Source organism: Bradyrhizobium cosmicum (assembly GCF_007290395.2).
Lineage (GTDB): Bacteria > Pseudomonadota > Alphaproteobacteria > Rhizobiales > Xanthobacteraceae > Bradyrhizobium > Bradyrhizobium cosmicum.
The window spans coordinates 1743413-1769845 of record NZ_CP041656.2 but is presented as its reverse complement, the minus strand read 5'-3'; the positions used below and the strand labels follow the sequence as shown (position 1 = coordinate 1769845).

Here is a 26433-nt window from a genome sequence, read left to right as displayed (position 1 = left end):
GCTCATGAGCGCCGCGATCGAAGCCCGGCCGAGACCATCGGCCGGGCTTTTTGTTTTGATCCGGCGCTATCGCGCCGCCTGGATCGAACGCAGCACCTCTTCGCTCGGCCAGCAATCGACCTTGAGGCCTGCCGACTTCTGATAGGCGCCGAGGGCAGCGCGCGTCTGCATCCCGGCCTTGCCGTCGATCTTGTCCTTGTAGAGCCCAACGCGGGTGAGCCCGCGCTGCATGGTCTCGACATCCCTGGTGCGCAACTGCTTCGAGGCCGCCCACGATGTGGCGAACGGCAACGGACTGGTCATGCGATCGCTGAGATGGCCGACGAACAGCACGTAGAGGTCGGAGAAATTGTATTCCTTGATGACGAAGTAGTTCTTCGTAGTCAGGAACGCCGGACCGTAGATGCCTTCAGGCTGGAGCAGCGAGGCCGGTTGCGCCTGCTCGGCGGCGCTGAGCTTTTGTCCGCGCACCGGCACGAAGCCTTCCCGCAGCCACTGGCTGATCGGCTTGGTCACCTCTGGCACGCCGGCGGTGCAGTCGACCTTCGCCGGCGCCTGCACCTCGTAGGCCCAGCGCACGCCGGTCTGCCAGCCCTTGTTGACGAGCTGCTGCGCGGCGGACGCCAGCGCATCCGGCACCGAATGCCAGATGTCGATGCGGCCATCGCGATCGAAGTCGACGCCGTGCTTGTAATATTCGGACGGCAGGAACTGGGTGAGCCCGGTGGCGCCCGCCCAGGACGACCGCATATCCTTGCGCGTCACCACGCCGTCGCCGAGGATTTTCAGCGAGAGGATGAACTCGTTGCGATAGGTATCCTTGCGCCGGCCGACATAGGCCTGCGTCGCCAGCACGCGGACCAGATCATAAGGCAGCGTGTAGCGACCATAGTCGGTCTCGCGTCCCCAGATCGCGAGCATCACTGTGGCCGGCACGCCGGAGCTTTTCTCGATCTCGGTCAGCGAGGTGCGATATTTCTGCAGCAACCGCTGCCCCTCGCCGGCGAGCCGCGCGATCGAGGCTTCCTTGACGTAGTCGGCAGGCACCTGCACGAACTCGGCCTGCGAGGGCGCGCCGGTCACGGGGCGTCCGGGCAGGATCAGATCGGGCAGCTTGTAGTCCGGCTCGAGCCCGCGCGTCTCTCGATCGAATATCGCACGCGAGACGCCAGCGGCCTGCGCTTCCGGCCAGAGCGAGGCGATGAACTGCGTGAAGGCGGCATCGGCGGCGCGGGCGGACGACCAGCCGCAGGTAACGACAATCACCGCAGCGATGAGCGCCCGCCGCATCATGCCGGCATCACCGCGTCAGCTTCTTGTACTTCACGCGGTGCGGAATGATGCTGTCCTGGCCGAGCCGGCGCATCTTGTCCTTCTCGTAGTCCTGGAAGTTGCCCTCGAACCATTCGACATGGCTGTCGCCTTCGAAGGCCAGGATGTGGGTCGCGATGCGGTCGAGGAACCAGCGGTCATGGCTGATGATCACGGCGCAGCCGGCGAAGTCCTCCAGCGCCTCTTCGAGCGCGCGCAGCGTGTCGACGTCGAGATCGTTGGTCGGTTCGTCGAGCAGCAGCACATTGGAGCCGGACTTCAGCATCTTAGCGAGATGCACGCGGTTGCGTTCACCGCCGGAGAGCGCGCCGACCTTCTTCTGCTGGTCGGCCCCCTTGAAGTTGAACGCCGAGCAATAGCCGCGCGAGTTGACTTCCTTCTTGCCGAGCAGGATCAACTCGTTGCCGCCGGAGATCTCCTCCCACACATTCTTGTTGCCGTCGAGCGCATCGCGAGACTGGTCGACATAGCCGAGATGCACGGTCTCGCCGACCGTGATGGTGCCCTTGTCCGGCTGCTCCTGCTTGGTGATCATCCTGAACAGCGTGGTCTTGCCGGCGCCGTTCGGGCCGATCACGCCGACGATGGCGCCGGGCGGCAGCTTGAAGGTGAGATCGTCGATCAGCAGGCGATCGCCAAAACCTTTGCTGATGCCGTCGAAATCGACGACGTTGGCGCCGAGCCGCTCCGCCACGGGAATGATGATCTGCGCGGTCTGGGTCTGTTTCTCGCTCGCCTGCTTGAGCAGATCCTCGTAGCGCTGGTAGCGCGCCTTGGACTTGGCCTGACGTGCCTTCGGCGACGAGGCCACCCATTCCTGCTCGCGCGCCAGCGTCTTCTGGTGCGCTGCGTCCTCGCGGCCTTCCTGCTCCAGCCGCTTCTGCTTCTGAACCAGCCAGGACGAATAATTGCCCTCGTAAGGAATGCCCTTGCCGCGGTCGAGCTCGAGAATCCAGCTCGTGACGTTGTCGAGGAAGTAGCGATCGTGGGTGACGATCAGGATCGCGCCGGGATAGTTGCGCAAGTGGCCTTCCAGCCACGACACCGACTCGGCGTCGAGATGGTTGGTCGGTTCGTCGAGCAGCAACAGTTCGGGCTGGTCGAGCAGCAGCTTGCACAGCGCGACGCGACGGCGCTCACCGCCGGAGAGTTTCGTGACGTCGGCATCGTCGGGCGGGCAGCGTAGCGCGTCCATGGCCTGGTCGACCTTGCTGTCGAGATCCCAGAGGCCCTGGGCCTCGATCTCGTCCTGCAGCTTGGTCATCTCGTCGGCGGTCTCCTCGGAATAGTTCATCGCCAGCTCGTTGTAGCGATCGAGGATGGCCTTCTGCTTGGCGACGCCCAGCATGACGTTCTCGCGCACGGAAAGCTTGGCGTCGAGCTGCGGTTCCTGTTCGAGATAGCCGACACGGGCGCCCTGGGCGACCCAGGCCTCGCCGTTATACTCCTTGTCGAGGCCGGCCATGATCTTGAGCAGCGTCGACTTGCCCGAGCCGTTGACGCCGAGCACGCCGATCTTGGCGTCGGGGTAAAACGACAAATGGATGTTATCGAGCACCTTCCGGGTCGGGTAGCTCTTGGTCAGGCCCTGCATGAAATAGATGAACTGGCGCGCCATCGGTCCCGTGAAACCTTCAATTTGAGGAGATTTGCTTAGCCAGCGATGTAGCGATCCCGCCCCCAAAGGGCAATGTTTTCCCTCCGTTCACCACGGATGAATACTGGATCGACACCATCCGGACCCCCGATCGGGACAATTGAAACCTTCTTTTAATAAATCAGGCCAAAGCTCGGTTTTCGCGCGGAAACAGCGCCGCCCGCTCAGAACGAACGGGAGCAAAGCGAGGTCCGTCATGGCTCTGGTCGAAACCAACTCACTACCCGTTCCGGCAGAGGCCGGCAGCAGCTCCGCGCTCGTCTCGGAGATCAAGGGATTCTGGAAGCGCTTCTTCGCCACTGCCTTCAATCCCTACCGGCCCGAGCTACACTACATGCGCGGCCCCGGCCCCGCCTGGCGCGCCAAGCACGGCATGGATGCGCCGGTCCGGCTGAAGCGCCGCGACCTCTGAGCCCTTCTCTCCTGTCGAATTTTTGAAGACGCGAGCGGCTTGCGCGCAAGTGTGATTGCGCGCAACCATGGCCCAGTTCCGACGATGGCGCCCCCGCCTGGCGCCGTCAGCTCTCGCCATGGATGAACGCTGATGACGCGGCTGCGCTGTGCAATTCTCGACGACTATTTCGACCTCGCCCTCAACGTCGCCGACTGGCCGAAACTGTCCGACCGCGTCGATGTCACCGTGTTCAGCCATCCCTTCGCCTCCGAGCAGGCCGCCGCCAGCGCCCTGGCTGATTTCGAGATCGTCTGCGCGATGCGCGAGCGCACGGCATTCCCCAAGAGCCTGTTCGAGAGCCTGCCGAAGCTGAAGCTGCTGCTGACGTCAGGCATGCGCAACGCCTCGATCGACATGGAGGCCGCGAAGGCACGTCACGTCGCCGTCGGCGGCACGCAATATTCGCGCGATCCGACCGCCCCGCTCACCATGGGCCTGATCCTCGAACTGACTCGCGGCATCGGCCGCGAGAATGCGCGCATGCATGCGGGCGAGCCCTGGCAGACTTTTGCCGGTGTCGAGATCGAGGGCCTGACGCTCGGCGTCGTCGGGCTCGGCAAGCTCGGCAGCAAGATGGCAGGCATCGCGAAAGCCTTCGGCATGAACGTGATCGCCTGGAGCCCGAACCTGACGCCGGACAAGTGCAAGGAGGCCGGGGTCGGCTACGCCACCAAGGAGGAGCTGTTCGCCAAGGCCGACATCGTCACCATCCATGTGGTGCTGAGCGAGCGCTCGCGCGGACTGGTGGGAGCTGCGGACCTGGCACGGATGAAGCCGACAGCCTTCCTCGTCAACACCGCGCGCGGTCCGATCGTGGACGAGCAGGCGCTGCTCGAGGCCTTGCAGCAGCGGAAGATCGCGGGCGCCGGCATCGACGTGTTTTCGGTTGAGCCGCTGCCGGTCGACCATCCGTTCCGCAAGCTCGACAACCTCGTGCTGACGCCGCATCTCGGCTACGCCACCGAGGATGGCTTGCGCATCCATTACGGCCAGATGGTCGAGGCGATCGACGCCTTCACCAAGGGCGGCGAGCTGCCGCGCAAGCTGGCCTGAAACGAAGAAGGGCGCGCCACCGGCACGCCCTTTCGCAATCTGGGTTTTCGCGAAGCCCTCAGCGCACGGTGACCGGCGCGGGCAGCGGCGGCACCACGGTCGGCTGGGTGCCCGGGACGGGGCCAGCCTGGGCGGCCATCGGAGCCGGACCGGCGGCACCGGGCACGGGGGCCGCGGACGCAGTTGCCGTTCCCGGCGGCGGGCCACCCGGCATCACCACCACGCGGGTGCCGACCTTGGTGCGCTCGAACAGATCCGAGACGTCGTCGTTCAGCATGCCGATGCAGCCGGAGGAGACGAACTTGCCGATCGTCGAGGGCTGGTTGGTGCCGTGAATGCGGTACACGGTCGAGCCGAGATACATCGCGCGGGCGCCGAGTGGATTGCCGGGGCCACCAGCCATGAAGCGCGGCAGATAGGGCTGGCGCTCGATCATCTCTGTCGGCGGATGCCAATCCGGCCACTCGGCCTTGCGGGTGATCTTCTGCACGCCGGTCCAGGTGAAGCCGTCGCGGCCGACGCGGACGCCGTAGCGGATCGCGCGGCCGTTGCCGAGCACGTAGTAGAGATAGGTGTTCGGGGTATCGACGATGATCGTTCCGGCCGGCTCCTTGGTCGCAAGCGAGACTTCCTGACGGCGCAGGTTCGGCGGCAATTGCGCCGGTGCGGCATCGGGCTGCTCCTCGGGCGGCAGCGAGGCGATCGCCATCGGGCGGCCGTCGGCGCCGACGGGCGGCTGCCCTGGCTGAACCGTTCCGGTCGCGGCGGGACCACCGACCGCCTCCGGCGGACGCAGGCCGTCCCTGCCGGGGGCCTGCTGAGCCGGACGATCGGCATAAATCACCGCAGGCGGGCCGGCGGGGCGGCCGTAACGGGGATCATCGGGTGACATCACGGGGCCCTGTGCCGGTGCCGCCGAATAAACCGGCGGAGCACCAGCCGGGCGGCCATAACGCGGATCATCCGGGGACATCACCGGACCCTGCGGCGGGGCGGCCGAATAGACCGGTGGAGCGCCGGCCGGACGGCCGTAGCGCGGATCGTCGACCGGACCGGGCGGCGGCAGCGACGCCTGCGGCATTGCGTCGTCCTCGTCTTCCAGCGCGTCGAAATTCGGGGTGCGGTCGCCGGGGCGATATTCGGCCGGAGCGCCATAGCTCGGCGCCTGCTGGACCGGATAGCTCTGGGCCTGTGCGAGCGAGGTTCCCGCCGCAGCGACTGTTGCGGCAGCGCATATCGTCAGAAAATGTTTGATCATCATCGCTCTTGTATAGTCCCCGGGCCCATCCGGACCGTTAACGGCCAGATGACCGAAGATAGCGGCACATTCAAGACATGACAGGCCCATTTGCGCCCGATTTTCCGATTTGTGATCCCCTGAGCACCGTTGCCCCGTTGCATCACGGGGTGGAAATCAGCGCATGCCGTAGATCGCCGGAGTCCGCAGCCCCGTTTTTTAAGGAGCGGCCCGGAATCGTTGCGGTATGTTCGAATCAGCCTGATTCGCCGTCGCTTTGAGCTCCGATTCCGCACGGCGAACGCGGCAATCAGTACCGTCACCGCGTTCATATGGCTCATGGGTCCCGGCCGCCACCCGCCGGGGCGGAAATTCGTAACCCTTCGATGCTTCCCGGCTTTCGCTTCCTGTTTGCCGCGATCCTGCTGTCAACCTCCATCCTGGTGTTCGGCCTAGGGGCCGCCGCGCTGCTGCGGGCGAGCCATGAGCAGTATGTCAGCAACCCCTCCTGGCGGAACGGCCCGCAGGAGCAGGTCTTTGCGCAGGCCCCAGAGCCGGCCACACCGGTGCTCGCGGCCCTTCGCGCCGAGCCTGATGTCGTCGAGCCCGCACCGTCGGTGCGCGACCAGATCCCGACCATCGGGCTGCCGGCGAATGAGCCCGAGCAGGTCGCCGCAGCCACGACCGAGGCTGCCGCGCAGCCACCGCTCGCCGAGGCCGCCACTCCGATCGCCGAGCCGGCCAAGGCCGACGCCCCGACGGACGCCGCGGCGCCAGCGCCCGCCGACACGCTCACGCCGGCCGACACCACGGCGTCCATGCCCGAGGCCAGGCCCGCCTCGACCGAGATGACGACCGCCGCGGCACCGCCCGCGCCCGATACGTCGCCGGCCAAATTCGCCGCGCTGAACGATCCCGCGACCACGGCCTGGAAGGATCCGCCCGCGAAGGCCAAGGCCGACACCAGCACGCCGGACGCCAAGGCGACCAAGCGCAAGGCGAAGTCCAAGAAGCGCCATCGCATCGTCCGGCGACCGCCGCCTCAGCAGCTGCAGCAGCAGCTCGATCCGTTCGGACAGCAGACCTTCGCGACGACGACGGCGACGCGCACCCGTCAGTAGGATTACGCCGGCCCGGTCGCGATCGGCGGGCCTTTTTCCTGGCCCCATTCCGACCACGAGCCGTCGTAGAGAGCGGTGTCGGTCATGCCGAGGCGATAGAGCGCGAGCGTCAGCACGCCGGCGGAGACGCCGGAGCCGCAGCTGGTCACGATGGGCGCATCGAGCTTGACGCCGGCATTGGTGAAGGCGGCGCGCAGATCGTCCAGCGGCTTCATCGTGCCGGTCGCAGCATCGAACAAGAGATTGTAAGGCACGTTGCGAGCGCCGGGGATGTGGCCGGAGCGGATGCCCGCGCGCGGCTCGGGCGCGCGGCCCTCGAAACGGTCGGCGGCGCGCGCGTCGATCACCTGCTCGGCGCGGCTTTCGACGTTGGCGATCAGTTGCTGCATGCTGCGCACGCGCTTTGAATCGTAGCTCGCCTTGAAGCTCGCGGGCTTCGGCTTCACCTCGCCGCTCTCGACGGGACGTCCCTCGGCGCGCCACTTCTTCAGACCGCCATTGAGGATGCGCACGTTGCTGTGGCCGAAGGCCAGGAACATCCACCACGCGCGAGGCGCGGCGACCCAGCCGCCGGCATCGTAGAGCACGACCGTGTCGGCATTGGAGATGCCGAGATTGCCGACGTCACGGCCGAACTGCTCGGCGCTCGGATACATGTGCGGCAGCGGGTTGGAATGATCCGACACCGCATCGACGTCGAAGAACGCCGCGCCCGGCAGATGCGCGGCGAGATAATCGTCCTTCGGCAGCGGCAGCACACCCGGCAGCTTGAAGCTGGCGTCGAGCACCTTGACGTTGGCGTCGTTGATGTGGGCGGCGAGCCATTCGGTGGAGACGAGGGGGTCGGTGGCGGTCATGGGCATGCTCCGGCAATTGTCTCAGTCGTCATGGCCGGGCTTGTCCCGGCCATCCACGTTCTTCGTTACGGCTAAGACGTGGATGCCCGGGACAAGCCCGGGCATGACGCGTGGTGATAGCTTTCGTCCAATCTAAGCTTTCTTCTTCGGCTCCCACTGCTCCGTCGGGCCGCCGGCATCGCGCCAAGCGGCATAGCCGCCTGCGATGTGGGCGACGGGCTTCAAGCCCATGTCCTTTGCGGTCTTGGCCGCGAGCGCGGAGCGCAGGCCGCCGGCGCAGTGGAACACGAACTTCTTGTCTTCCTGGAAGATCGGCTTTGCGTACGGGCTCTGCGGATCGATCCAGAATTCGAGCATGCCGCGGGTGCAGGCGAATGCGCCGGGGATGCGGCCGTCGCGCTCGATCTCGCGGGGATCGCGAATGTCGACGATGACGACGTCGCCGTTCTTGGAGATCTCGATGGCCTCCTTGGCATTGAGCGTCTCGATCTCGGCATTGGCCTCGTCGATCAGCGCCTTGATGCCGCGGGTGATGTTTTGGGGCATGGGTCTTCCCTTCTCTTTCGTCATTCCGGGGCGATGCGCAGCATCGAGCCCGGAATCCATTTGTCGACGAACATTGCGGCCCGATGGATTCCGGGTTCACGCTACGCGCGCCCCGGAATGACGAGAAGCTAGTGCGTCAATTCCTTCATCGCACCTTCGAGACCCTCGATCGTGATCGGGAACATGCGATTGGCGAAAATACGTTTGATGATCGTGGTCGATTCCGAATAGTCCCAGTGCTTCTGGGCGACCGGATTGAGCCACACCGCATGCGGATAGGTGCGGATGATGCGGTCGAGCCAGACCGAGCCGGGCTCCTCGTTGACATGCTCGACCGAGCCGCCGGGCACCATGATCTCGTAAGGGCTCATCGAGGCGTCGCCGACGAACACGATCTTGTAGTCGTGCGGATATTTGTGCAGCACGTCCCAGGTCGGGGTGCGGTCGGTGAAGCGGCGCTTGTTCTGCTTCCATACGCCTTCATAGAGGCAGTTGTGGAAGTAGAAATACTCCATGTGCTTGAACTCGCTCTTCGCCGCCGAGAACAGCTCCTCGACCTGCTCGATATGCGCGTCCATCGAGCCTCCGATGTCGAAGAACACCAGCAGCTTGACCGCATTGCGCCGCTCGGGCCGCATGTGCACGTCGAGGTAGCCGTGATTGGCGGTCTCGCGAATGGTGGTGTCGAGATCGAGTTCGTCGGGCGCGCCGGTGCGCGCGAACTTGCGCAGGCGGCGCAGCGCCACCTTGATGTTGCGGATGCCGAGTTCGACATTGCCGTCGAGGTCCTTGAACTCGCGCTTGTCCCACACCTTCACGGCGCGGTTGTTGCGGTTCTTGTCCTGGCCGATGCGGACGCCTTCGGGATTGTAGCCGTGGGCGCCGAACGGCGAGGTGCCGGCCGTGCCGATCCACTTCGAGCCGCCCTGGTGACGGCCTTTCTGCTCCTCGAGGCGCTTCTTCAACGTCTCCATGAGCTTGTCCCAGCCCATGGCCTCGATCTGCTTCTTCTCTTCCTCGGACAGGTACTTCTCGGCGAGCTTCTTCAGCCACTCCTCGGGGATCTCGGCCTTCTCCATGGCGTCGAGCAGGCTTTCCAGCCCCTTGAACACCGTGCCGAAGACCCGGTCGAACTTGTCGAGATTGCGCTCGTCCTTCACCAGCGAGGTGCGGGACAGATAGTAGAAATTCTCGACCGAGTAGTCCGCGAGGTCAGCGTCGAGCGCCTCCATCAGCGTGAGGTATTCGCGCAGCGTCACGGGGACCTGCGCATCGCGCAGAGACGTAAAGAATTGCAGAAACATGGGTGACAGATTGCCCGTCGGGGGGCCGACGTCAAGGGGCGGAAGCCGCCGCCGGGTGCTGGACCGGGAGGCTTTTTGCTCTAGAATTAGCTGCTTCACGGGGTTGTTTTGGGGACGTTTGTAATGGGAATTCTCGCAGCGCTCATCATCGGCGCGATCGCAGGCTGGCTTGCCGGCAAGATTGTCCATGGGGCGGGATTTGGGCTGGTAGGCAACATCGTGGTCGGCATCATCGGTGCCCTCGTTGCGAGCTATGTGCTGCCTCAGCTGCACATCGGGCTCGCCACCGGCACGGTCGGCGCCATCGTGGACGCCACGATCGGCGCGGTGATTGTGCTTGTCATCCTTTCGCTGATAAAACGGGTCTGAAAGCCTGACCGAACCAGGAACGGCCGCCATGCGCGGCCGTTCCCATGTCGCGACCAGGGCCGAACCTGGGACGACGACCAACAAGGACGCGCGATGAAATTTACCGGCACCAAGGACTATGTTGCGACCGACGATCTCAAGGTCGCCGTCAATGCCTCGATCGTGCTGGAGCGCCCGCTGCTCATCAAGGGCGAGCCCGGCACCGGCAAGACGGTGCTGGCGGAAGAAGTGGCGAAGGCGCTGAACGCGCCGCTGCTGACCTGGCACATCAAGTCCACCACCAAGGCGCAGCAGGGCCTCTACGAATACGACGCGGTGTCGCGCCTGCGCGACAGCCAGCTCGGCGATGCCAGGGTCTCGGACATCAGGAATTACATCAAGCGCGGCAAGCTGTGGGAGGCCTTCGCCGCCGAGCAGCGCCCGGTGCTCCTGATCGACGAGATCGACAAGGCCGACATCGAATTCCCGAACGATCTGCTGCTCGAGCTCGACCGCATGGAATTCCATGTCTACGAGACCGGCGAAACGATCAAGGCGAAGCAGCGCCCGATCATGATGATCACCTCCAACAACGAGAAGGAGCTGCCTGACGCGTTCCTGCGCCGCTGCTTCTTCCACTACATCAAGTTTCCCGACGCCGACACGATGGGCCGCATCGTCGACGTCCACTTCCCCGGCATCAAGAAGCGCCTCGTCGAGGAAGCACTGCGGATCTTCTTCGAGGTCCGCGAGGTGCCCGGCCTGAAGAAGAAGCCGTCGACGTCGGAGCTTTTGGACTGGCTGAAGCTGCTGCTCAACGAAGACATGAGTGTCGAGCAACTGCGCGAGCGCGATCCGCGCAAGCTGATCCCGCCGCTGCACGGCGCGCTGCTGAAGAACGAGCAGGACGTGCATCTGTTCGAGCGGCTGGCGTTCTTGAGCCGAAGGGAAGTGTGAGTTCGCTGCTATCAGTCCCGTCATCCTGAGGTGCGAGTGGCGCGATGCACAGCATCGCGCCGGGAGCCTCGAAGGATGCACGGCCAAGATGCAGCCGGGCCGTCGCCCTTCGAGGGCCGCTGAAGAAGCGGCCACCTCAGGGTGACGGTGAGAGATTTTGAGCACGCTGCCTCCACGTCGTCATTGCGAGCGCAGCGAAGCAATCCAGAATTCCTCCGCGGTGACAGTCTGGATTGCTTCGTCGCAAGGGCTCCTCGCAATGACGGAGCAAGGGGCAGCGTCGCCTTCTCCCATTCTCGTCTGAAATCGCAGACACACCTTCGCGTCCTCGCGGCGCGTTTCGCCCGAGCTTTGCTCTCTCCATCGCCCCAAGCAAAGAGGGCGCAGGGAAGGCCGGGTGCCGGCTTGGCACCCACGGTCTGCTGCGCGAAATGTAGCGCAAAGAGACCGCACAGCAGCATACAGGTGTCGCCGATCACACGGCCTTCCCTGCGCGATGGTCGGACGGCTTATGCCGTGCTCTCCCGGGAGCCGAACTTTCCTTCTGGCCTCCCTCACCCCGCGAATTGACAATGCCGTCCGCCCGGTTGGGCTCGCGCACATCTCCGCAAAGGCTTGACCGTAGCAACGACGGCCAGGACCACACGGTTTTGCCGTACGCGCTCAGCGCCGTCCGTCTGCACGCGGCCGCGGACTCACAGGGACTACCCGCCCTGCCCGCTACCGATCGTGCCAACGCTGCCGCGTCCACCGCAACCCGGCCCGCGCTTCGAACGACTCGCGAACCGCCCCTCTTCGTCGGGCCGGGCTGCGTGGATATATGCCGCAATTCCGAATTTCGGTAAAGTGGAATATTTTTGCGGGGAGGGGTTGACGGGGTGCAGGGTGTTTTGCCCGACGGGACGCGTCAACCCAATTCCAGGTCTCACGACGCCTTGCGCTTCACCGCCTTGCGCAAGGTCTCGTCGATCCGCGATTGCCAGCCCGGTCCGGTCGATTTGAAATGCTCGACCACTTCCGGGCTGAGGCGGAGGGAGACGAGCTTCTTTGTCGGCGCCTTGTTCGGCCCCCGGCCCTTGCGGATAGATGCACTGAGATCAGGGAAGACTTCAGAGAAGGGCCGCGCCTTGGCGAAATCGGCCTTGGTCAGCTCCGGATTATCGCTGACCGCGCGCAGGTCCTTCTTTGTATAGTTCGACTTCTTCCTAGCGTTCGGCATAGAGTTTCCTTTCGCTGCGGCTTGCCGGTCGCATGCTGATGATGCTGACGCCTTCGCGTCCCAGCCGGGCGAATACGACGACGATGACGCCACGGATACTCGCGCCGACCGCGATCCAGCGCTTGCTGTTGCTTTGTGACGGAATGACCAGCGCGGTGTCGAAGAAGGCTTCGTCGAGATCGGCAAAATCCAGCCCATGCTTGTCGAGGTTGGCGAGCCGCTTCGGTTCATCCCAGACGATTTTCATTATTTTTAATGTAGCTACGATTTAGGTGGCCGTCAATATCTTGTAGCTACAGAATAAGAAACCTCAGGGCGGGGTGGGTGAGCATCACCCACCCGACGAAACCTCACGCCACCGCAGCGTCCGGGATGCGCGCGGCTTCCATCGGGGTCTTGCCGCGGATGAGGTCCGAGGCGCGGTCGGCGATCATCATGGTGGAGGCGTTGAGGTTCGCCGAGATCATGCGCGGCATGACCGACGCATCGATGACGCGGAGGCCTTCGAGACCGTGGACGCGGAGCTGGTCGTCGACCACCGCCCAGCTCGAATCCGCCGGGCCCATGCGGCAGGTGCAGCCGGGGTGGAAGGTGGTGGTGCCGCGTTCGGTGGCGGCGGCGAGGAATTCGTCATCGGTGTTGATGTTGGGGCCCGGGAAATCCTCATAGGCGTAATAGGGCGACAGCGGTGCGCTCTTCAGCAGGCGCCGCGCGAGCTTCATGCCGCCGACGATGACGCGGCGGTCGAGCTCGGCGTCGAGATAGTTGGTCTGGATGATCGGCGGGGCGAACGGATCATTGGAGCGGATGCGGACATAGCCGCGGCTCTCGGGGCGCTGCTGCCAGGAGGCGACCGTCATGCCGGGCTCGTCCTCGAGCTGGCCCTGCACGCCTTCCTTGTAGCTCGCCGGCGTGAAGGTGAGCTGCAAATCGGAGCTGTCGGCGCTCTCGCCCGAATGCCAGAAGCAATAGACCATGGTCGGCGACAGCGAGAGCAAGCCGCGGCGCGCGGTCGCCCATTTCAGCGCCTCGATCCACAGCGAGACGCCGCGGCGGAGCTCGTTGATGGTCTTGATGTCCTTGACGCGCGCTACCGTTCGCGGGGCGTAGTGATCTTGCAGGCCCTCACCAACAGGCAGGGCGTGACGCACCTGGATGCCGTGCGCGCCGAGCAGATCGGGCGAGCCGATGCCGGAGAGCTGCAGCAACTGCGGCGAATTATAGGTACCGCCGGACAGGATCACTTCCTTGTTGGCGCGCACTTCCACCGAGGTGCCGCCGCGGCCGCCCTTGATGTAGCGCACGCCGACGGCGCGCTTGCCCTCGAAGATGATCTCGGTCGCGTGCGCGTGCGTGTGCACATGCACGTTGGGCCGCTTCATCGCGGGCTTGAGGAAGGCCGTCGAGCCGGACACACGCAGGCCCTTGTCGATGGTGCGCTGGCAGTAGGAGACGCCCTCCTGCTTCGCACCGTTGTAGTCGGGGTTGCGCGGGATGCCGAGGCTCACCGCACCTTCCATGAAGGCCTCGCAGAGCGGATCGCGCCACTCCATCGTCGTGACCGTGAGCTTGCCGTCACGCCCGCGAAACGTGTTGTCGCCCTCGCCGACCCGCTTCTCCAGCCGCTTGAAGTAAGGCAGCACGTCGGCATAGCCCCAGCCGCGATTGCCCATCTGCGCCCAGGTGTCGAAATCCATCCGCTGGCCGCGATTGTAGATGTGACCGTTGATCGAGGACGAGCCGCCGAGCGTCTTGCCGCGCGGCGCATAAATGCTGCGCCCGCCGGTCCAGGGCCCCGGCTCCTGCTGGTAGGCCCAGTTGATGCTCTTCATGTGGAAGGTCTTGATGAAGCCCGCCGGCAGATGGATGTAGGGATGCCAGTCGCTCGGCCCCGCCTCCAGCACGCAGACGCTGGTCGAGGGATCTTCGCTCAGCCGGCTGGTGAGCACGCAACCCGCTGACCCCGCGCCGACGATCACATAATCAAATCTGTCCATGGTGCCTCGGCCGCCGCTCAGCGCGGCTTTTCGTTGAGCTGATAATTCAAATGCGTTCGCACCGTCGGCCATTCGGCCGCGGTGATGCTGTAGACCACGGTGTCGCGCAGCGTGCCGTTCGGAGCGACCTGGTGGCTGCGCAGGATGCCGTCCTGCTTGGCGCCCAGGCGCTCGATCGCATTGCGGCTCTGGTGGTTGAAGAAGTGGGTGCGGAATTCCACCGCGATGCAGTCCAGGGTCTCGAAGGCATGGGTGAGCAGCAGCAGCTTGCACTGCGTGTTGAGCGGACCGCGCTGCGCGCTCTTGCCGTACCAGGTCGAGCCGATCTCGACGCGCCGGTTGGCGGCATCGATGTTCATGTAGGTGGTCTGTCCCACGATCTTGCCGCCGGCGTCGAACACCGTGAACGGCAGCATCGAGCCCGCGGCCTGCAGGCCCAGACGGCGGTCGATCTCCTTGGCCACGTTCTCCGGCGTCGGGATCAGGGTGTACCAGATCTTGTAGATCTCGCCGTCCTTCACGGCCTCCACCAGCCCCTCGCGGTGCTGCTGCGACAGCGGCTCGAGACGGGCGTGCTGTCCACGCAGGGTGATGGGATCAGGCCAGGGCATTTGGGACTCTCTCTTGTGTCATTGCGAGGAGCGAAGCGACGAAGCAATCCAGATTGTCCCCGCGGGCGCATTCCTGGCTTGCTTCGCTTCGCTCGCAATGACGGTAACTAGCACCATTCACTTGTTTAGGAAATTGAGAGGCAAGCCGCCGCGCGGCCAGTCCATGGCGATCAGCTCACCCTTGCCCGACAGCGTGATGTAGGCGGTCTTCAGCCCGGGGCCGCCGAAGGCGATGTTGGTGGTGACGCGGTCGCCGGTCGGGATCTGCTCGACCAGCGTCCCGTCAGGCGCGATCACCGAGATGCAGCCGGAGACAAGGGTAGCGACGCAGACATTGCCGTTTGCTTCCACCGCGAGCGAGTCGAACATCTGGTAGCCGCCAAGGCCGCAGATCGGCTTGCCGCGCTCGCCGCGATAGATCACGTCGCGCGGCTTGAGCGTGCCGGGCGCGGAGAGCTCATAGGCCCAGAGCCGCCCCGTCGGGGTCTCCGCGATGTAGACGGTGTTCTCGTCCGGCGACAGCCCGATACCGTTCGCCGGCAAGATGCCGTGCACGACCTCGACGATCTCCTTCATGCCGGGCTTGAGGTAATACATGCCGCCGACATCCATCTCGCGGGCGCGACGCTTGCCGAGATCGGAGAACCAGAGGCCGCCGTGCTTGTCGAACACCAGATCGTTCGGCCCGCGCAGATCGTGCTCGCCGCATTTGGTCACGACGGTCTCGACCTTGCCGGTCTGCAGGTCGACGCGCTGGATCGAGCCGCCGAGATAATCGTCGGGCTGCGGGCCCGGCATGATCATGTTGCGGGTCGGAATCCAGGAGAAGCCGCCATTGTTGCAGAGGTAGATCTTGCCGTCGGGGCCGAGGGCTGCGCCGTTCGGGCCGCCCGGCACCTTGGCGACGATCTCCTTGCGGCCGTCAGGATAGATTCGGGTCAGGCGCTGGCCGCGGATTTCGACCAGCACCACAGAGCCGTCCGGCATCACCACGGGGCCTTCTGGAAACTCGAGGTCGGTGGCGAGAACACGAACGTTGGACATGAAGACCCTCCCGGCTGCTTGTTATGGCTTGCGCGGGATGTCCGGCACGGGCCCGCACGCAAGATTTGCCTGCGGTTATGACAAAACAGGTTCGCCTTGCCAAGCAAGCGAGCAGGTATGCCAGCGTTGCGCCACCCTACCCTTTCACCGAAAGCGCGACTACACTCGCTGAAACCGCTCACGAGAAAGAGGAACCGCGTCATGGAGATCACCGATGTGCGGGCGCACCAGATCCGCATTCCCTACGACGCCGGTGTCGCTAGCTTTCGCCAGGGCGCGTCCGCAATCTCCGCGCTCGACATGGTGCTGGTCGAGGTCACGACCGATGCCGGACTGACGGGCTGGGGGGATGCCTTCGCCTACGTCTGCCCCCGCACCACGCGCAGCGCCGTCGATGAAATGATCGCGCCGCAAGCCCGCGGGCTGAAGGTGCCTGACGCCGCCGGCATTCCCGCGACCATGGAGCAGATCCAGCGCAATCTGCACCTGTTCGGCCGCTACGGCATCACCATGTTCGCGATCTCCGGCCTCGACATCGCGCTGTGGGACCTGGCTGCGAAGATCGAGGGCGTACCGCTGCATCGCCTGCTTGGCGAGACCAGACGTTCGAATATTCCCGCCTATGCGAGCCTGCTGCGGATCGGATCACCGGAGAACATCGCCGGCGAATGCAGAAAGGCCATGGCGCTCGGCTATGGCGCGATCAAGCTGCATGAGACCACGACACCCGCGATATTTGCCGCACGCGAGGCGATCGGCCCCAATATTCCGCTGATGGTCGACATGAATTGTCCGCTGACCGGCGAGCAGGCGATCGCGTTCGCCAAAGCGTGCAAGGACGCACAGCCGATGTTTCTGGAGGAGCCGGTCTGGCCGCCGGAAGATTTTACTGCGCTCGCCGAGGTCCGCAGCAAGGGCGGGCTCGGCATCGCCGCAGGCGAGAACGCATGCACGGAATATCAATTCCGCCAGATGATGGACGCGGGGGCGGTGAGCCACGCCCAACCGTCGGTCATCAAGGTCGGCGGTATCACGGAGTTTCTGAAGGTTGCATCGCTTGCCGATCGGCTCGGTGTCAAAATCGTCCCGCATTCCCCGTATTTCGGCCCCGGCCTGCTTGCGACACTTCATCTGCTGGCGGGGCGGGACGACGGGCTTGTCGAGATGTTCTATCTCAAGCGCGAAGCCTGTCTCTGGGGCGGCCGGGCCGATGTCGATGCCACCGGCCATGTCGCGGTGCCGACAGGACCAGGGCTCGGGTACGAGCCCGATCGCGGCGTGATGGAGCGCTATCGCGTCGCGTGATAGCCGCGCCTATTTTGCCGCATCCTTCGGCGGCGGGGCGTCCTGCTTCTTCTTCAGATCCTCCACGATTTTCGCCTGCGCGGTCTGGAGATCGCTCAGGGTCTTCTGCAAGCCCGCGACACTCGTCTTCAATGCGTCGATCTGGCGATTAGCGGCATCCAGCTTCTGCTGATGATCGAGGCTGAGCTTGCCGATCGTCTTCTGGAGGAAATCGACGTTGCTCTGCAGGCAGCTCGTGCGCCGCTCCATCGTCTTCTCGACGGTGCATATCTCGATGCCGGGCACGTCCTGCGCGATCGCCAGCGTGGCGGGCAGCAACATCACGACACAAACGCCGGCGCTTTGAAGCAGCATGCAGGTTCCTCTCCCAAATCGATCACGGCAATGTGCGCTTTTTGCGCGCCGTCGCCGGAGGCTACCACACTCGTACCGCATTCTCGCGTTGAGCTTGGCTCGTCCCCGTTGGATGATCCTTGGCAGATGATCCTTGGGACGGGGAGCAGTGAACCGTGCGCGGAGGAAGTGGGCGCTCTTTCCGCGACTTTGATTAGGGGAGATTTTTGCGATGGCTACGCGCGACAGACGTCTGGCGGAATTCGATGGCGCGGGAGAACCGCCACCTGGCCTGCCGGTCGAGGTGCTGTGCGAGGATCACAGCGGAACGTATCAACTGCCGTTCGCCTGCCGTTATGTCGAGGGCCGCTGGCAGAACCACGCGGCCGGCGTCGCGGTGGAAGCCACCGTCATCGGCTGGCGCGTCCCGCGGGTGAAGCATTCGGGCGCCGCCTGACGGCCGCTTCTGTTCCAAAATGCAACGGGGCCGCGCGCCGCCTTAACCTTCGGAACGCGGCCCGAACGAATCACGTCCGAATCAGCCGAATCGCCCTGTTCCCGGTTGTTCACGGCTAGATGTCGCAACGAGGCCGCGCGCGTATACAACATCTGCGCGTACGGAGGCGGGCCGGCCCCGACGAACGGCGCCAAACGTTAACGACTTCAGGGATATGGCCGCCCGGTGCGGCGGCTCAGACCCCGCCACGGAAACAGGCAGGGCGGCGCCCGGCCTGCCTAATATTCGACCTCGAGCTCCTCGATCTCGGCCGGCTCGTCCTTGGCTGCAGCGATCCATTCCTTCATCTCGGGCATCGCCATGATGGTGTCGGCATAGGCCTTCAGCTTTGGCTCGAGCTTGACGTCATAGGTGACGAAGCGCGTCACCACGGGCGCGTACATCGCATCCGCCATGGTGCGCTTTTCGCCGAACAGGAACGGGCCGCCGGACTTCTCCAGGCAATCGCGCCAGATGAACCAGACGCGGTCGATGTCGGCCTGCGCGCGCGACCAGATCTTGAAGCCGGGGAAGTGCCCCTTCAGATTGACCGGCAGCGAGGCGCGCAGCGTGGTGAAGCCGGAATGGATTTCGCCGCAGATCGAGCGGCAATGGGCGCGCTGGACGCGGTCCGCGGGCAACAGCCCGGCATCCGGCATCGCCTCGTTGAGATATTCGCCGATCGCCAGCGTATCCCAGACCGTGGCGCCGTCGTGCCGCAGGCACGGCACCAGGATGGACGACGACAGCAGCAGGATCTCGGCACGCGCCGATGCGTCGTCCGGCGCGGTTACGATCTCCTCGAAATCGAGCCCGGAAAATTTCGTCAGCAGCCAGCCACGCAGCGACCAGGACGAGTAGTTCTTGCTGCTGATGGTCAGTGTCGCCTTCGCCATATGGCCCTTCCCTCACGCCTGATACTGGCACCCTGCCCGGCTCGCGGCGTGCCCATGCTCTGTGCTTCCCGCGAATAGAGCAGCAAGCGACGTGCCAGTTTTCCGGGCGATTTGACTCTTGTTTGGCTTCGATATTGCATAGCAGCACGGGACAAACGGGCGCTTCAGAATGATGTCGATGAATTATCAGGCGTTTCAGAACCACATGGATTTGACGGCGCCGTTTCGTGCGGGAGCCTCGTCCGCGCTCAAATTCCTCCATCTGGTGCCGCAGGGGACGTCAGATCAGGTGTTTGGCCGGCTCTCGGCCGCGCTGGAGATGATCTCGCGCTCCGCCCTCACCTATCACCGCCCGGCCTACGGCATCGACAGCGTCATGGTCGGCAACCGCGAAGTCGCGGTCACCGAAGAGATCGCCTACGCCACCCCGTTCGGTTCGCTGCTGCATTTCAAGAAGGAAGGCGTCGGCGAGCAGCCGCGCATGCTGCTGGTGGCGCCGATGTCCGGCCATTTCGCGACGCTGCTGCGCGGCACCGCGAAGACGCTGCTGCAGGACCACGACGTCTATATCACCGACTGGCACAATCCGCGCGACATCCCGCGCAGCGAGGGCCGCTTCGGGCTCGAAGACTACACCGAGCACCTGATCGACTTCCTGGGCCAGCTCGGCCCGCGCCCGCACATGGTCGCGATCTGCCAGCCTTCGGTCTCGGCGCTCGCGGCCGCCGCGATCATGTGCGAGAGCAATCATCCCTCGCGCCCGGCGACGCTGACGCTGATGGCGGGCCCGATCGACACCCGCATCCAGCCGACCAGGGTCAACGAATTCGCCAAGAGCAGGCCGATCGAGTGGTTCGAGCAGAACCTGATCAACTACGTGCCGGTGCAGTGCCGCGGCGCGCTGCGTAAGGTCTATCCGGGCTTCGTGCAGCTCACCGCGTTCGTCTCGATGAACCTCGAGCGTCACATCAAGCAGCACATGGATCTCGCCAACCACATCGCCAAGGGCGAGAAGGAGAAGGCCGCGACGATCAAGACCTTCTACGACGAATATTTCGCGGTGATGGACCTGCCGGCCGAGTTCTACATCGAGACCGTGCGCGACGTGTTCCAGGAGCATCTGTTGCCGCAGGGTAAGCTGATGCACCGCGGACGTCCCGTCGACACCAAGGCCGTCAGCCGCATGGGCCTGATGACGGTGGAAGGTGAGAAGGACGACATCTGCTCGATCGGCCAGACGCTCGCGGCACAGGACCTCTGCACCAGCGTGCGCGCCTATCGCCGCGTCCATCACATGCAGGCCGGCGTCGGCCATTACGGCGTGTTCTCGGGCAAGCGCTGGAACAACGAGATCTATCCGCTGCTGCGGGATTTCGTTCACGTGAATTCGTGATGGCGCCGCTCGTCGCGCCTCAGGCCGACCACTCCTCGCCCCAGACCTGGACGACGTGGCCGGGCGACACTTCCCGATATTGCCGCACCGGCGGCTGATAGTCCGGTGCGCGCACCGGGCTTCTGATCTCGTCGTTCGCGACCCCGCGCTTGGTGGCGCGGCGCGAGGGATCAGGCACCGGCACGGCGGCCATCAGCTTCTTGGTGTAAGGATGCTGCGGATTGCCGAACACGGCCGCACGCGGGCCGGTCTCGACGATCTCGCCGAGATACATCACCGCGACGCGATGGCTCATGCGTTCGACCACCGCGATGTCGTGGGAGATGAAGAGATAGGCGAGGCCCATGCTGGCCTGAAGGTCGAGCATGAGATTGACGACCTGCGCCTTGACCGAGACGTCGAGCGCGGAGACCGCTTCGTCCGCGACGATGAGCTTCGGTCCGAGCGCGAGCGCCCTAGCGATGCAGATGCGCTGGCGCTGGCCGCCGGAGAATTCGTGCGGGAAGCGCGCGGCCATGTCGGCGGTGAGACCCACACGCACCAGCAGGTCGGCGACCTTGTCACGCGCCTGCGACGCCGTGGCGAGCCCGTTGGCGAGCAAGGGCGCTGCGATCGCCGTCCCCACCGACATGCGCGGATTGAGGCTCGCGAACGGATCCTGGAACACGATCTGCATCTGCTTGCGATAATCGCGCAAGGTGCGACCGGTCATGGCGAGCACATCCTGGCCGTCAATCAGAACCGTCCCGCTGTCCGGTTCGATCAGCTTGAGGATGGAGCGGCCCGTGGTCGACTTGCCGCAGCCGGATTCTCCGACAAGCGCCAGCGTCTCGCCGGCGCGCAAGGTGAAGGAGATGTTCTCGACCGCGTGCACCCGGCCCGAGACTTTTCCGAACAATCCCGAGCGGATCGGAAAGCGCGTGGTGAGATTGGCAACTTCGAGCAGCGGCCGTTCGGCGATCGAGACCGTATCCGGTGTCTCGGTCGGCTCGTCCGATGTCCCCGTCACCTTGTCGACGATCGGAAACCGCATCGGCCGCGAATGTCCACCCATCGAGCCGAGGCGCGGCACGGCCGCGAGCAGCGAGCGCGTGTAGGGATGCGAGGGCGCCGCGAAGATGCGCGCGGTCGCGTCGGTCTCCACCGCCTGCCCGCCATACATCACCACGGTCCGATCGGCGATCTCGGCGACCACGCCCATGTCGTGGGTGATGAAGAGGATCGCCATGCCTTCCTCCTGCTGAAGCTCCTTCAGCAGTTCCAGGATCTGGGCCTGGATGGTGACGTCGAGCGCCGTGGTCGGCTCGTCCGCGATCAGAAGCTTCGGCTTGCAGGCCAGCGCCATCGCGATCATCACGCGCTGGCGCATGCCGCCGGAAAAACGATGCGGATGCTCGTGAAAGCGCGACTTCGCCGCGGGGATGCGGACACGATCGAGCAGACGAATGGTCTCCGCCTCCGCCGCCGCCCTCGACAGGCCGCGATGCTGGATCAGCGCTTCGGCGATCTGGAAGCCGATGGTGAGCACCGGATTGAGGCTCGTCATCGGCTCCTGGAAGATCATGGCGACGTCGTTACCGCGGATGCCCGTCATATCCACGTCCGGCAACGCCAGCAGGTCGCGGCCAGAGAGCATGACACGCCCCTCGACGCGGCCGATGTCCTTCGGAATGAGCCGCATGATCGAGAGCGCCGTCACACTTTTGCCGGAGCCAGACTCTCCGACGATGGCCACGGTCTCCCCGGCAGCGACGTCGAACGAAACGTTGCGGACGACCGGAATCCATCGCCGCTCGATCATGAAGGAGGTGACGAGGCCGGAGACGGACAGCACGGGTGCCTGTGCGTTGGCAACGACTCCGTCAGATGTGCCTGCGGCGATACTCATGCAAAGACCTTAGTGCATACCCCAGCTGAGGTGCGCTCCCGCCCCCGCTTGCGGGGGAGGGTTGGGGAGAGGGTGCTTCCACAAGCGAGGACCCCCAAGAGGAGAGAGCCTTCTCCCGGCGCTACGCGCCGACCTGTCCCGCAAGCGGGAGAGGTGAATTGAGCCCCTGGCCGCACCGATGTCATCATCATCCCGCCCTCAGTAACCACGGCTGCGATCGACGCGCCCGGGCAATTCCTCGCCGCGACGGTGGCGTGCGATCACGTCGAGCACGTAGTCGACGGCCGTGTCCGGCGTGGTCATGCTGGCGTTGTGCGGCGTCAGCAGGATGCGCGGATGGCCCCAGAACGGATGGCCCGCCGGTAGTGGTTCGGGATCGGTGACGTCGAGCACCGCGCCCGACAGCGCACCACTGTCGAGCGCCGCGAGGAAATCGGCTTCGACGAGATGCGGGCCGCGCCCGACATTGACCAGCGAAGCACCGCGCGGCAGGCGCGCGAACAGATCCGCGTTCAGGATGCCGCGCGTCTCGTCGGTCAGCGGCAGCAGGCAGACCAGGATGTCGGCCTGCGCGAGGAATTCCGGCAAGGCGTCCGCGCCCGCATAGCAAGTGACGCCCTTGATCTCGCGAGGCGAACGGTTCCAGCCGAGCAGCGGAAACTCGAACGCCCTGAGGCGCTCGAGCGCGGCTTGGCCGAGTTGGCCGAGCCCCATCACACCAACGCGCCGCCGCTTCGCCGGCGTGATCCGGATCTCGCGCCAGACCTGCTCCTTCTGCTGGGTCATGAAGTGCAGGAGATCACGATGCAGGGCGAGCACGGACATGGTGACGTATTCCACCATGGTCTCGGCGATACCCGGCTCCAGCATGCGCACGAGCGGAATGTGCGTCGGAACCTTCGTGGCATCGAACTGGTCGACGCCTGCTCCGACCGAGAACACCAGCTCGAGATTGGGAAACGTCGTCGCGATATCATCCGGCGGCACCCACGCCACGAGATAACGGATTTCGGAGGGATCGCCGATGTCGGGCCAGAGCCGGAACGGCAGCTCGGGCGCACGCTCGGCGAAGAAGGTCGCCCACTCCGCGCCGCGAACCATGTTGGCCTTGTAGAGAACCGACATACCGCCCTCAGAACGGGCTGACCGGCGCGAGCCGGCGGCCGTCGATCATGCGCTTGTGGCTGTAAGGCTCGGGATCGACCAGCGGCGTCGAGCCGGTGACGATATCGGCGGCGAGCTTGCCGGCGGCGGGACCGATGCCGAAACCATGGCCGGAGAAGCCGGTCGCGAGGAAGAATCCGGGGAGCGCGTCGACCGGCGAGATCACCGGAATGGTGTCGGGCGTGCAGTCGATGGTGCCGCCCCACGCTTCGGCGATCTCGATGTCCTTCAATTCAGGGTTTGCCTTGATCAGCGCGGCCAGCGCCGAATTGACCAGCGACATGTCGGGGGCGGGATCGCGCACGCGCTCGGTCTCGAATGGCGACGGCTTGTCGAGGCTCCAGCTGGTGCCCCGCACGATCTGGTCGAAGAACGACTTGCCGAACGACATCTTCAAACCATTGCGGCGATGCAGATAGGTCGGCCAGAACGTCCGTGCATAGCGAAACAGGTCGGGCGACAGCTCGACGGTGCCGCGGTTGCGCAGCGCCAGCGTAAAACCACCATCGAGACGGCGGCGGATGCAGTAGAAATCGGTGCCGAGCGCGCCCGAGGTGATCTCCGGTCCCGGCGTGGTCCGGCACGCGGTGGCGTTGACGAGGCCGATCGGCAACTCGATGCCATGGCGCCGGCAGAACAGCGACGACCACGCACCGCCCGACAGCAGTACGGACTGGGTACGAATGGTGCCCTTCTCGGTGACGACCGCGCTGACGCGCCCGCCTGATGTCTCCAGCCCGCGCGCGGCGCAGCCCTGGTGGATGGTGACGCCGTGCTTTCGCGCGGCGGTCGCGAGCGCGGGCACCGCCATCGACGGCTCGGCGCGCCCGTCGCTCGGCGTATGCAGGCCGCCGACCCATTCGTCGATATTGCCGGGCATGCGCTCGGCGACCTCGGCCGGCGTCAGGACGGTGGAATGAACCTGCTCCTCGCGCGCCATCGCCGCCCAGCGCTCCCAGCTCGCGAGCTCGTCCTTGCTCTTGGTCAGGAACAGCACGCCGGTACGGCGGAAGCCGGCATCGACACCGGCGTCGTTCTGCATGTCCTCCCACAGCCGCAGCGCCTCGCGCGCCAGCGGAATTTCCTCGCGCGCGCGCCCCTGCTGGCGGCACCAGCCCCAGTTGCGGCTGGACTGCTCGCCGCCGACATGGCCCTTCTCGATCAGCGCGACGGACTGGCCCTTCTTCGCCAGATGATAGGCCGCGGAGACACCGATCACGCCGCCGCCGATGACGACGACATCCACCTGCGCCGGCAGGCGTTCATCGCTGTTGATACGGTTGAGCGGCGGGGACATGGGACACTCCTTAACGTCAGTCTGGACTTCAATTCGATCGAGTTCTGGCTCGTCACGAGTTTGCCGATCATGGGATGTTCATGCGCGGATCGAGCGCGTCGCGCAGGCCGTCGCCGAGGAAGTTGAAACTCGTCACCGCCAGCGTGATGGCGAGGCCCGGCGCGATCGCGAGCCACGGCGCGCTGGTGAGATAGATCTGCGCATTGTTGAGCATGTTGCCCCAGCTCGCGGCCGGCGGCTGGATGCCGTAACCGAGATAGCTGACATAGGATTCGAGCAGGATCGCCTTCGCAACATTCAACGTCGCCGCGACCACGATCGGCGCGATAGCATTCGGCACGAGCTCGCGGAACATGATGCGCAGGTTCGACGAGCCGAAGGCAAGTGCGGCGACCGCGAATTCGCGCTCGCGCAGCGAGCGGACCTGGGCTTCGACGACGCGCGCAACCGCCATCCAGGCGGTGGCCGCGATCAGCACGGTCGTGGTGACGAGGCCAGGCTCGGTGAGCGCCGCCAGCGCGAGCAGCAGAAAGATCGTCGGGAAACACAATACGGCATCGACCAGACGCATCAGGACCGCGCCGACCACGCCGCCATAGAAGCCGGCGAAGGCGCCGACGGCGATGCCCACCGCCATCGCGATCACCATCGCGACGATACCGATCGAGAGCGACACGCGCCCGCCCATCATCAGCCGCGCCAGCACGTCGCGGCCAAGCTCGTCCGTGCCGAGGATATGCGCGCCCGACAGCGGCGGCGCGAACCGCTTCATGATGTCGATATAGGTGTCGTCGAACGGCAGCAGATAGGGGCCGAGCGCCGAGCCGAGGAGAAGCACCAGAATGATCACCGCCCCGGCGAGCGCGAGCCGATGCCGGCGGAATCGCCGCCAGGCGGCTTGGCCGGGCGCCGGCGGAACGGTGGAGAGGGCCGCGGAGGTCATCGCCTAGCCCACCCGGATGCGCGGATCGACGACGGCATAGAGGATGTCGGCGAGCAGGGAGCCGATCAGCACCATGGTCGCCGAGAACATCAGGATGCCCATCACCACGGGATAATCGCGATACCCGATGGAATCGAGGAACAGCCGCCCCATGCCGGGCCAGGTGAACACGGTTTCGGCAACCAGCGCGCCGCCGAGCAGCGTCGGAAACTGCAGGCCGCCCACCGTGATCATCGGCAGCAGCGCGTTGCGCAGCGCATGCACGGTGAGGATGCGCCATTCCGGCATGCCCTTGGCACGCGCAGTGCGGATATAATCCTGGTTGATGACCTCGAGCATGGAGGAGCGCATGAAGCGGCCCCACATCGCGGTCTCGACCAGCGCCAGCACCAGCGCCGGCGCGATCAGATGATGCAGGAGGTCGAGGAAGGATCCATCGCCGACGGTCTGCCGGTTACCCGCCGGCAGCCAGCCCAGCTTCACCGAAAAGATATAAATGGTGACGAGGCCGAACCAGAACGTCGGGATCGAGAGCGCGACCATGGCGCCGACGGTGGCGAGCGTGTCGAACAGCGAATACCTTCGCAGCGCACCGAGTATGCCGATCCAGCAACCGAGCAGCACAGCGACGATGGTCGCGGTCGCCATCAGCTCCAGGGTAGCGCCGAGATGCGACGAGATCACCGACAGCACCGGCTCACCGTCGCGATAGGATTTGCCCCAATCGCCTCTCAGCATGCGGCCGAACCAGTCGAGATACTGGACCGGAAGCGGGCGATCGAGGCCAAGCTGCCTGGTGACGCGATCGAGATCCTCCTGCGTCATCTGCCCGGATACCGCGAACTGGGAGAGCGGACCACCTGGCGCCAGATGCAGGATGGCGAAGCCGATCGCGGAGACGATCACGAGCAGCATGATCGCCTGCGCTAGGCGATTGGCGACATAACGGGCCATCTCAGGCGATCCAGCCTGCCCGAGACA

General features: G+C 65.0%; 26 protein-coding genes. 8 read left to right on the top strand and 18 right to left on the bottom strand.

The genetic code is table 11. From position 1 onward, the window contains the following. Positions 1 to 66: 66 nt before the first annotated feature. Together FNV92_RS08250 and ettA are read right to left on the bottom strand one after the other, a co-directional pair. Positions 67 to 1293, bottom strand: coding sequence for a lytic murein transglycosylase (locus FNV92_RS08250; RefSeq protein ID WP_143841386.1), 1227 nt, complete (start codon positions 1291 to 1293; stop codon positions 67 to 69). Between the two features lie 7 nt (positions 1294 to 1300). Next, a complete protein-coding gene (gene ettA / locus FNV92_RS08245; RefSeq protein ID WP_143841387.1) occupies positions 1301 to 2950 on the bottom strand; it encodes an energy-dependent translational throttle protein EttA in 1650 nt (549 codons plus the stop codon). 235 nt (positions 2951 to 3185) lie between these two features. On the opposite strand from ettA, the gene FNV92_RS08240 reads away from it, so the two are divergent. Together FNV92_RS08240 and FNV92_RS08235 are read left to right on the top strand one after the other, a co-directional pair. Continuing rightward, the gene (locus FNV92_RS08240; RefSeq protein ID WP_143841388.1) at positions 3186 to 3401 is read left to right on the top strand and encodes a hypothetical protein; all 216 of its coding nucleotides are present in this window, start codon (positions 3186 to 3188) and stop codon (positions 3399 to 3401) included. Positions 3402 to 3533: 132 nt separating this feature from the next. Then, positions 3534 to 4496 carry a D-2-hydroxyacid dehydrogenase family protein gene (locus tag FNV92_RS08235; RefSeq protein ID WP_143841389.1) on the top strand — a complete coding sequence of 321 codons (963 nt, stop codon included), beginning with the start codon at positions 3534 to 3536 and terminating at the stop codon, positions 4494 to 4496. A gap of 58 nt (positions 4497 to 4554) precedes the next feature. Here the strand turns inward: FNV92_RS08235 and FNV92_RS08230 are convergent, their stop codons facing one another. Further along, a complete protein-coding gene (locus FNV92_RS08230; protein ID WP_168213303.1) occupies positions 4555 to 5754 on the bottom strand; it encodes a L,D-transpeptidase family protein in 1200 nt (399 codons plus the stop codon). Between the two features lie 365 nt (positions 5755 to 6119). Between FNV92_RS08230 and FNV92_RS08225 the strand changes: the two genes are divergently transcribed. After that, the gene (locus tag FNV92_RS08225; protein ID WP_143841391.1) at positions 6120 to 6854 is read left to right on the top strand and encodes a hypothetical protein; all 735 of its coding nucleotides are present in this window, start codon (positions 6120 to 6122) and stop codon (positions 6852 to 6854) included. A 2-nt stretch (positions 6855 to 6856) separates the two neighbouring features. Here FNV92_RS08225 and sseA read toward each other — a convergent pair whose 3' ends face one another. The 3 genes from sseA to FNV92_RS08210 all read right to left on the bottom strand — a co-directional run bounded on the left by sseA (position 6857) and on the right by FNV92_RS08210 (position 9561). After that, positions 6857 to 7711 carry a 3-mercaptopyruvate sulfurtransferase gene (gene sseA / locus FNV92_RS08220; protein ID WP_143841392.1) on the bottom strand — a complete coding sequence of 285 codons (855 nt, stop codon included), beginning with the start codon at positions 7709 to 7711 and terminating at the stop codon, positions 6857 to 6859. Positions 7712 to 7843: 132 nt separating this feature from the next. Then, positions 7844 to 8257, bottom strand: a complete 414-nt coding sequence (locus FNV92_RS08215; protein WP_143841393.1) for a rhodanese-like domain-containing protein — start codon at positions 8255 to 8257, stop codon at positions 7844 to 7846. Positions 8258 to 8385: 128 nt separating this feature from the next. Beyond that, positions 8386 to 9561, bottom strand: a complete 1176-nt coding sequence (locus FNV92_RS08210; RefSeq protein WP_015684164.1) for a vWA domain-containing protein — start codon at positions 9559 to 9561, stop codon at positions 8386 to 8388. A gap of 123 nt (positions 9562 to 9684) precedes the next feature. Between FNV92_RS08210 and FNV92_RS08205 the strand changes: the two genes are divergently transcribed. Further along, positions 9685 to 9930 carry a GlsB/YeaQ/YmgE family stress response membrane protein gene (locus tag FNV92_RS08205; protein ID WP_015684163.1) on the top strand — a complete coding sequence of 82 codons (246 nt, stop codon included), beginning with the start codon at positions 9685 to 9687 and terminating at the stop codon, positions 9928 to 9930. 93 nt (positions 9931 to 10023) lie between these two features. Further along, a complete protein-coding gene (locus tag FNV92_RS08200; RefSeq protein ID WP_015684162.1) occupies positions 10024 to 10866 on the top strand; it encodes an AAA family ATPase in 843 nt (280 codons plus the stop codon). Positions 10867 to 11791: 925 nt separating this feature from the next. Here FNV92_RS08200 and FNV92_RS08195 read toward each other — a convergent pair. From FNV92_RS08195 to FNV92_RS08175, 5 genes are all read right to left on the bottom strand, one after another. Then, a complete protein-coding gene (locus FNV92_RS08195) occupies positions 11792 to 12085 on the bottom strand; it encodes a BrnA antitoxin family protein (RefSeq protein WP_143841394.1) in 294 nt (97 codons plus the stop codon). Continuing rightward, positions 12072 to 12332 carry a BrnT family toxin gene (locus tag FNV92_RS08190; protein WP_015684160.1) on the bottom strand — a complete coding sequence of 87 codons (261 nt, stop codon included), beginning with the start codon at positions 12330 to 12332 and terminating at the stop codon, positions 12072 to 12074. Before FNV92_RS08190 ends, FNV92_RS08195 begins: the two co-directional genes overlap by 14 nt. Before the next feature lie 103 nt (positions 12333 to 12435). Continuing rightward, entirely contained in the window at positions 12436 to 14082 is a 1647-nt protein-coding gene (locus FNV92_RS08185; protein ID WP_143841395.1) for a GMC family oxidoreductase, read from the bottom strand. Between the two features lie 17 nt (positions 14083 to 14099). Further along, positions 14100 to 14693 carry a GNAT family N-acetyltransferase gene (locus FNV92_RS08180; protein ID WP_015684158.1) on the bottom strand — a complete coding sequence of 198 codons (594 nt, stop codon included), beginning with the start codon at positions 14691 to 14693 and terminating at the stop codon, positions 14100 to 14102. A 117-nt stretch (positions 14694 to 14810) separates the two neighbouring features. After that, positions 14811 to 15737, bottom strand: a complete 927-nt coding sequence (locus tag FNV92_RS08175; protein WP_015684157.1) for an SMP-30/gluconolactonase/LRE family protein — start codon at positions 15735 to 15737, stop codon at positions 14811 to 14813. A 201-nt stretch (positions 15738 to 15938) separates the two neighbouring features. On the opposite strand from FNV92_RS08175, the gene FNV92_RS08170 reads away from it, so the two are divergent. Then, positions 15939 to 17042: a mandelate racemase/muconate lactonizing enzyme family protein gene (locus FNV92_RS08170; protein ID WP_143841396.1), complete on the top strand. Its 1104-nt coding sequence runs from the start codon at positions 15939 to 15941 to the stop codon at positions 17040 to 17042. A gap of 9 nt (positions 17043 to 17051) precedes the next feature. On the opposite strand, the gene FNV92_RS08165 is transcribed toward FNV92_RS08170, so the two are convergent. Beyond that, on the bottom strand, positions 17052 to 17396 hold the full coding sequence (locus tag FNV92_RS08165; RefSeq protein WP_143841397.1) for a hypothetical protein: 345 nt from the start codon (positions 17394 to 17396) through the stop codon (positions 17052 to 17054). 211 nt (positions 17397 to 17607) lie between these two features. Between FNV92_RS08165 and FNV92_RS08160 the strand changes: the two genes are divergently transcribed. Further along, the gene (locus tag FNV92_RS08160; protein ID WP_015684154.1) at positions 17608 to 17832 is read left to right on the top strand and encodes a hypothetical protein; all 225 of its coding nucleotides are present in this window, start codon (positions 17608 to 17610) and stop codon (positions 17830 to 17832) included. A 278-nt stretch (positions 17833 to 18110) separates the two neighbouring features. On the opposite strand, the gene FNV92_RS08155 is transcribed toward FNV92_RS08160, so the two are convergent. Next, positions 18111 to 18767, bottom strand: a complete 657-nt coding sequence (locus FNV92_RS08155; protein WP_143841398.1) for a glutathione S-transferase family protein — start codon at positions 18765 to 18767, stop codon at positions 18111 to 18113. Positions 18768 to 18936: 169 nt separating this feature from the next. On the opposite strand from FNV92_RS08155, the gene FNV92_RS08150 reads away from it, so the two are divergent. Beyond that, positions 18937 to 20160 (top strand): polyhydroxyalkanoate depolymerase, encoded by a 1224-nt coding sequence (locus FNV92_RS08150; RefSeq protein ID WP_143841399.1) that lies wholly within the window; start codon positions 18937 to 18939, stop codon positions 20158 to 20160. Between the two features lie 19 nt (positions 20161 to 20179). Here FNV92_RS08150 and FNV92_RS08145 read toward each other — a convergent pair whose 3' ends face one another. The 5 genes from FNV92_RS08145 to FNV92_RS08125 all read right to left on the bottom strand — a co-directional run bounded on the left by FNV92_RS08145 (position 20180) and on the right by FNV92_RS08125 (position 26406). Next, positions 20180 to 22048 (bottom strand): ABC transporter ATP-binding protein, encoded by a 1869-nt coding sequence (locus FNV92_RS08145; RefSeq protein WP_143841400.1) that lies wholly within the window; start codon positions 22046 to 22048, stop codon positions 20180 to 20182. Positions 22049 to 22246: 198 nt separating this feature from the next. Beyond that, positions 22247 to 23173 (bottom strand): 2-hydroxyacid dehydrogenase, encoded by a 927-nt coding sequence (locus FNV92_RS08140; protein WP_143841401.1) that lies wholly within the window; start codon positions 23171 to 23173, stop codon positions 22247 to 22249. A 7-nt stretch (positions 23174 to 23180) separates the two neighbouring features. Continuing rightward, entirely contained in the window at positions 23181 to 24509 is a 1329-nt protein-coding gene (locus tag FNV92_RS08135) for an NAD(P)/FAD-dependent oxidoreductase (RefSeq protein ID WP_015684149.1), read from the bottom strand. A 67-nt stretch (positions 24510 to 24576) separates the two neighbouring features. Beyond that, positions 24577 to 25452 carry an ABC transporter permease gene (locus tag FNV92_RS08130; RefSeq protein ID WP_143841402.1) on the bottom strand — a complete coding sequence of 292 codons (876 nt, stop codon included), beginning with the start codon at positions 25450 to 25452 and terminating at the stop codon, positions 24577 to 24579. 3 nt (positions 25453 to 25455) lie between these two features. After that, entirely contained in the window at positions 25456 to 26406 is a 951-nt protein-coding gene (locus FNV92_RS08125; protein WP_143841403.1) for an ABC transporter permease, read from the bottom strand. Positions 26407 to 26433: the final 27 nt, after the last annotated feature.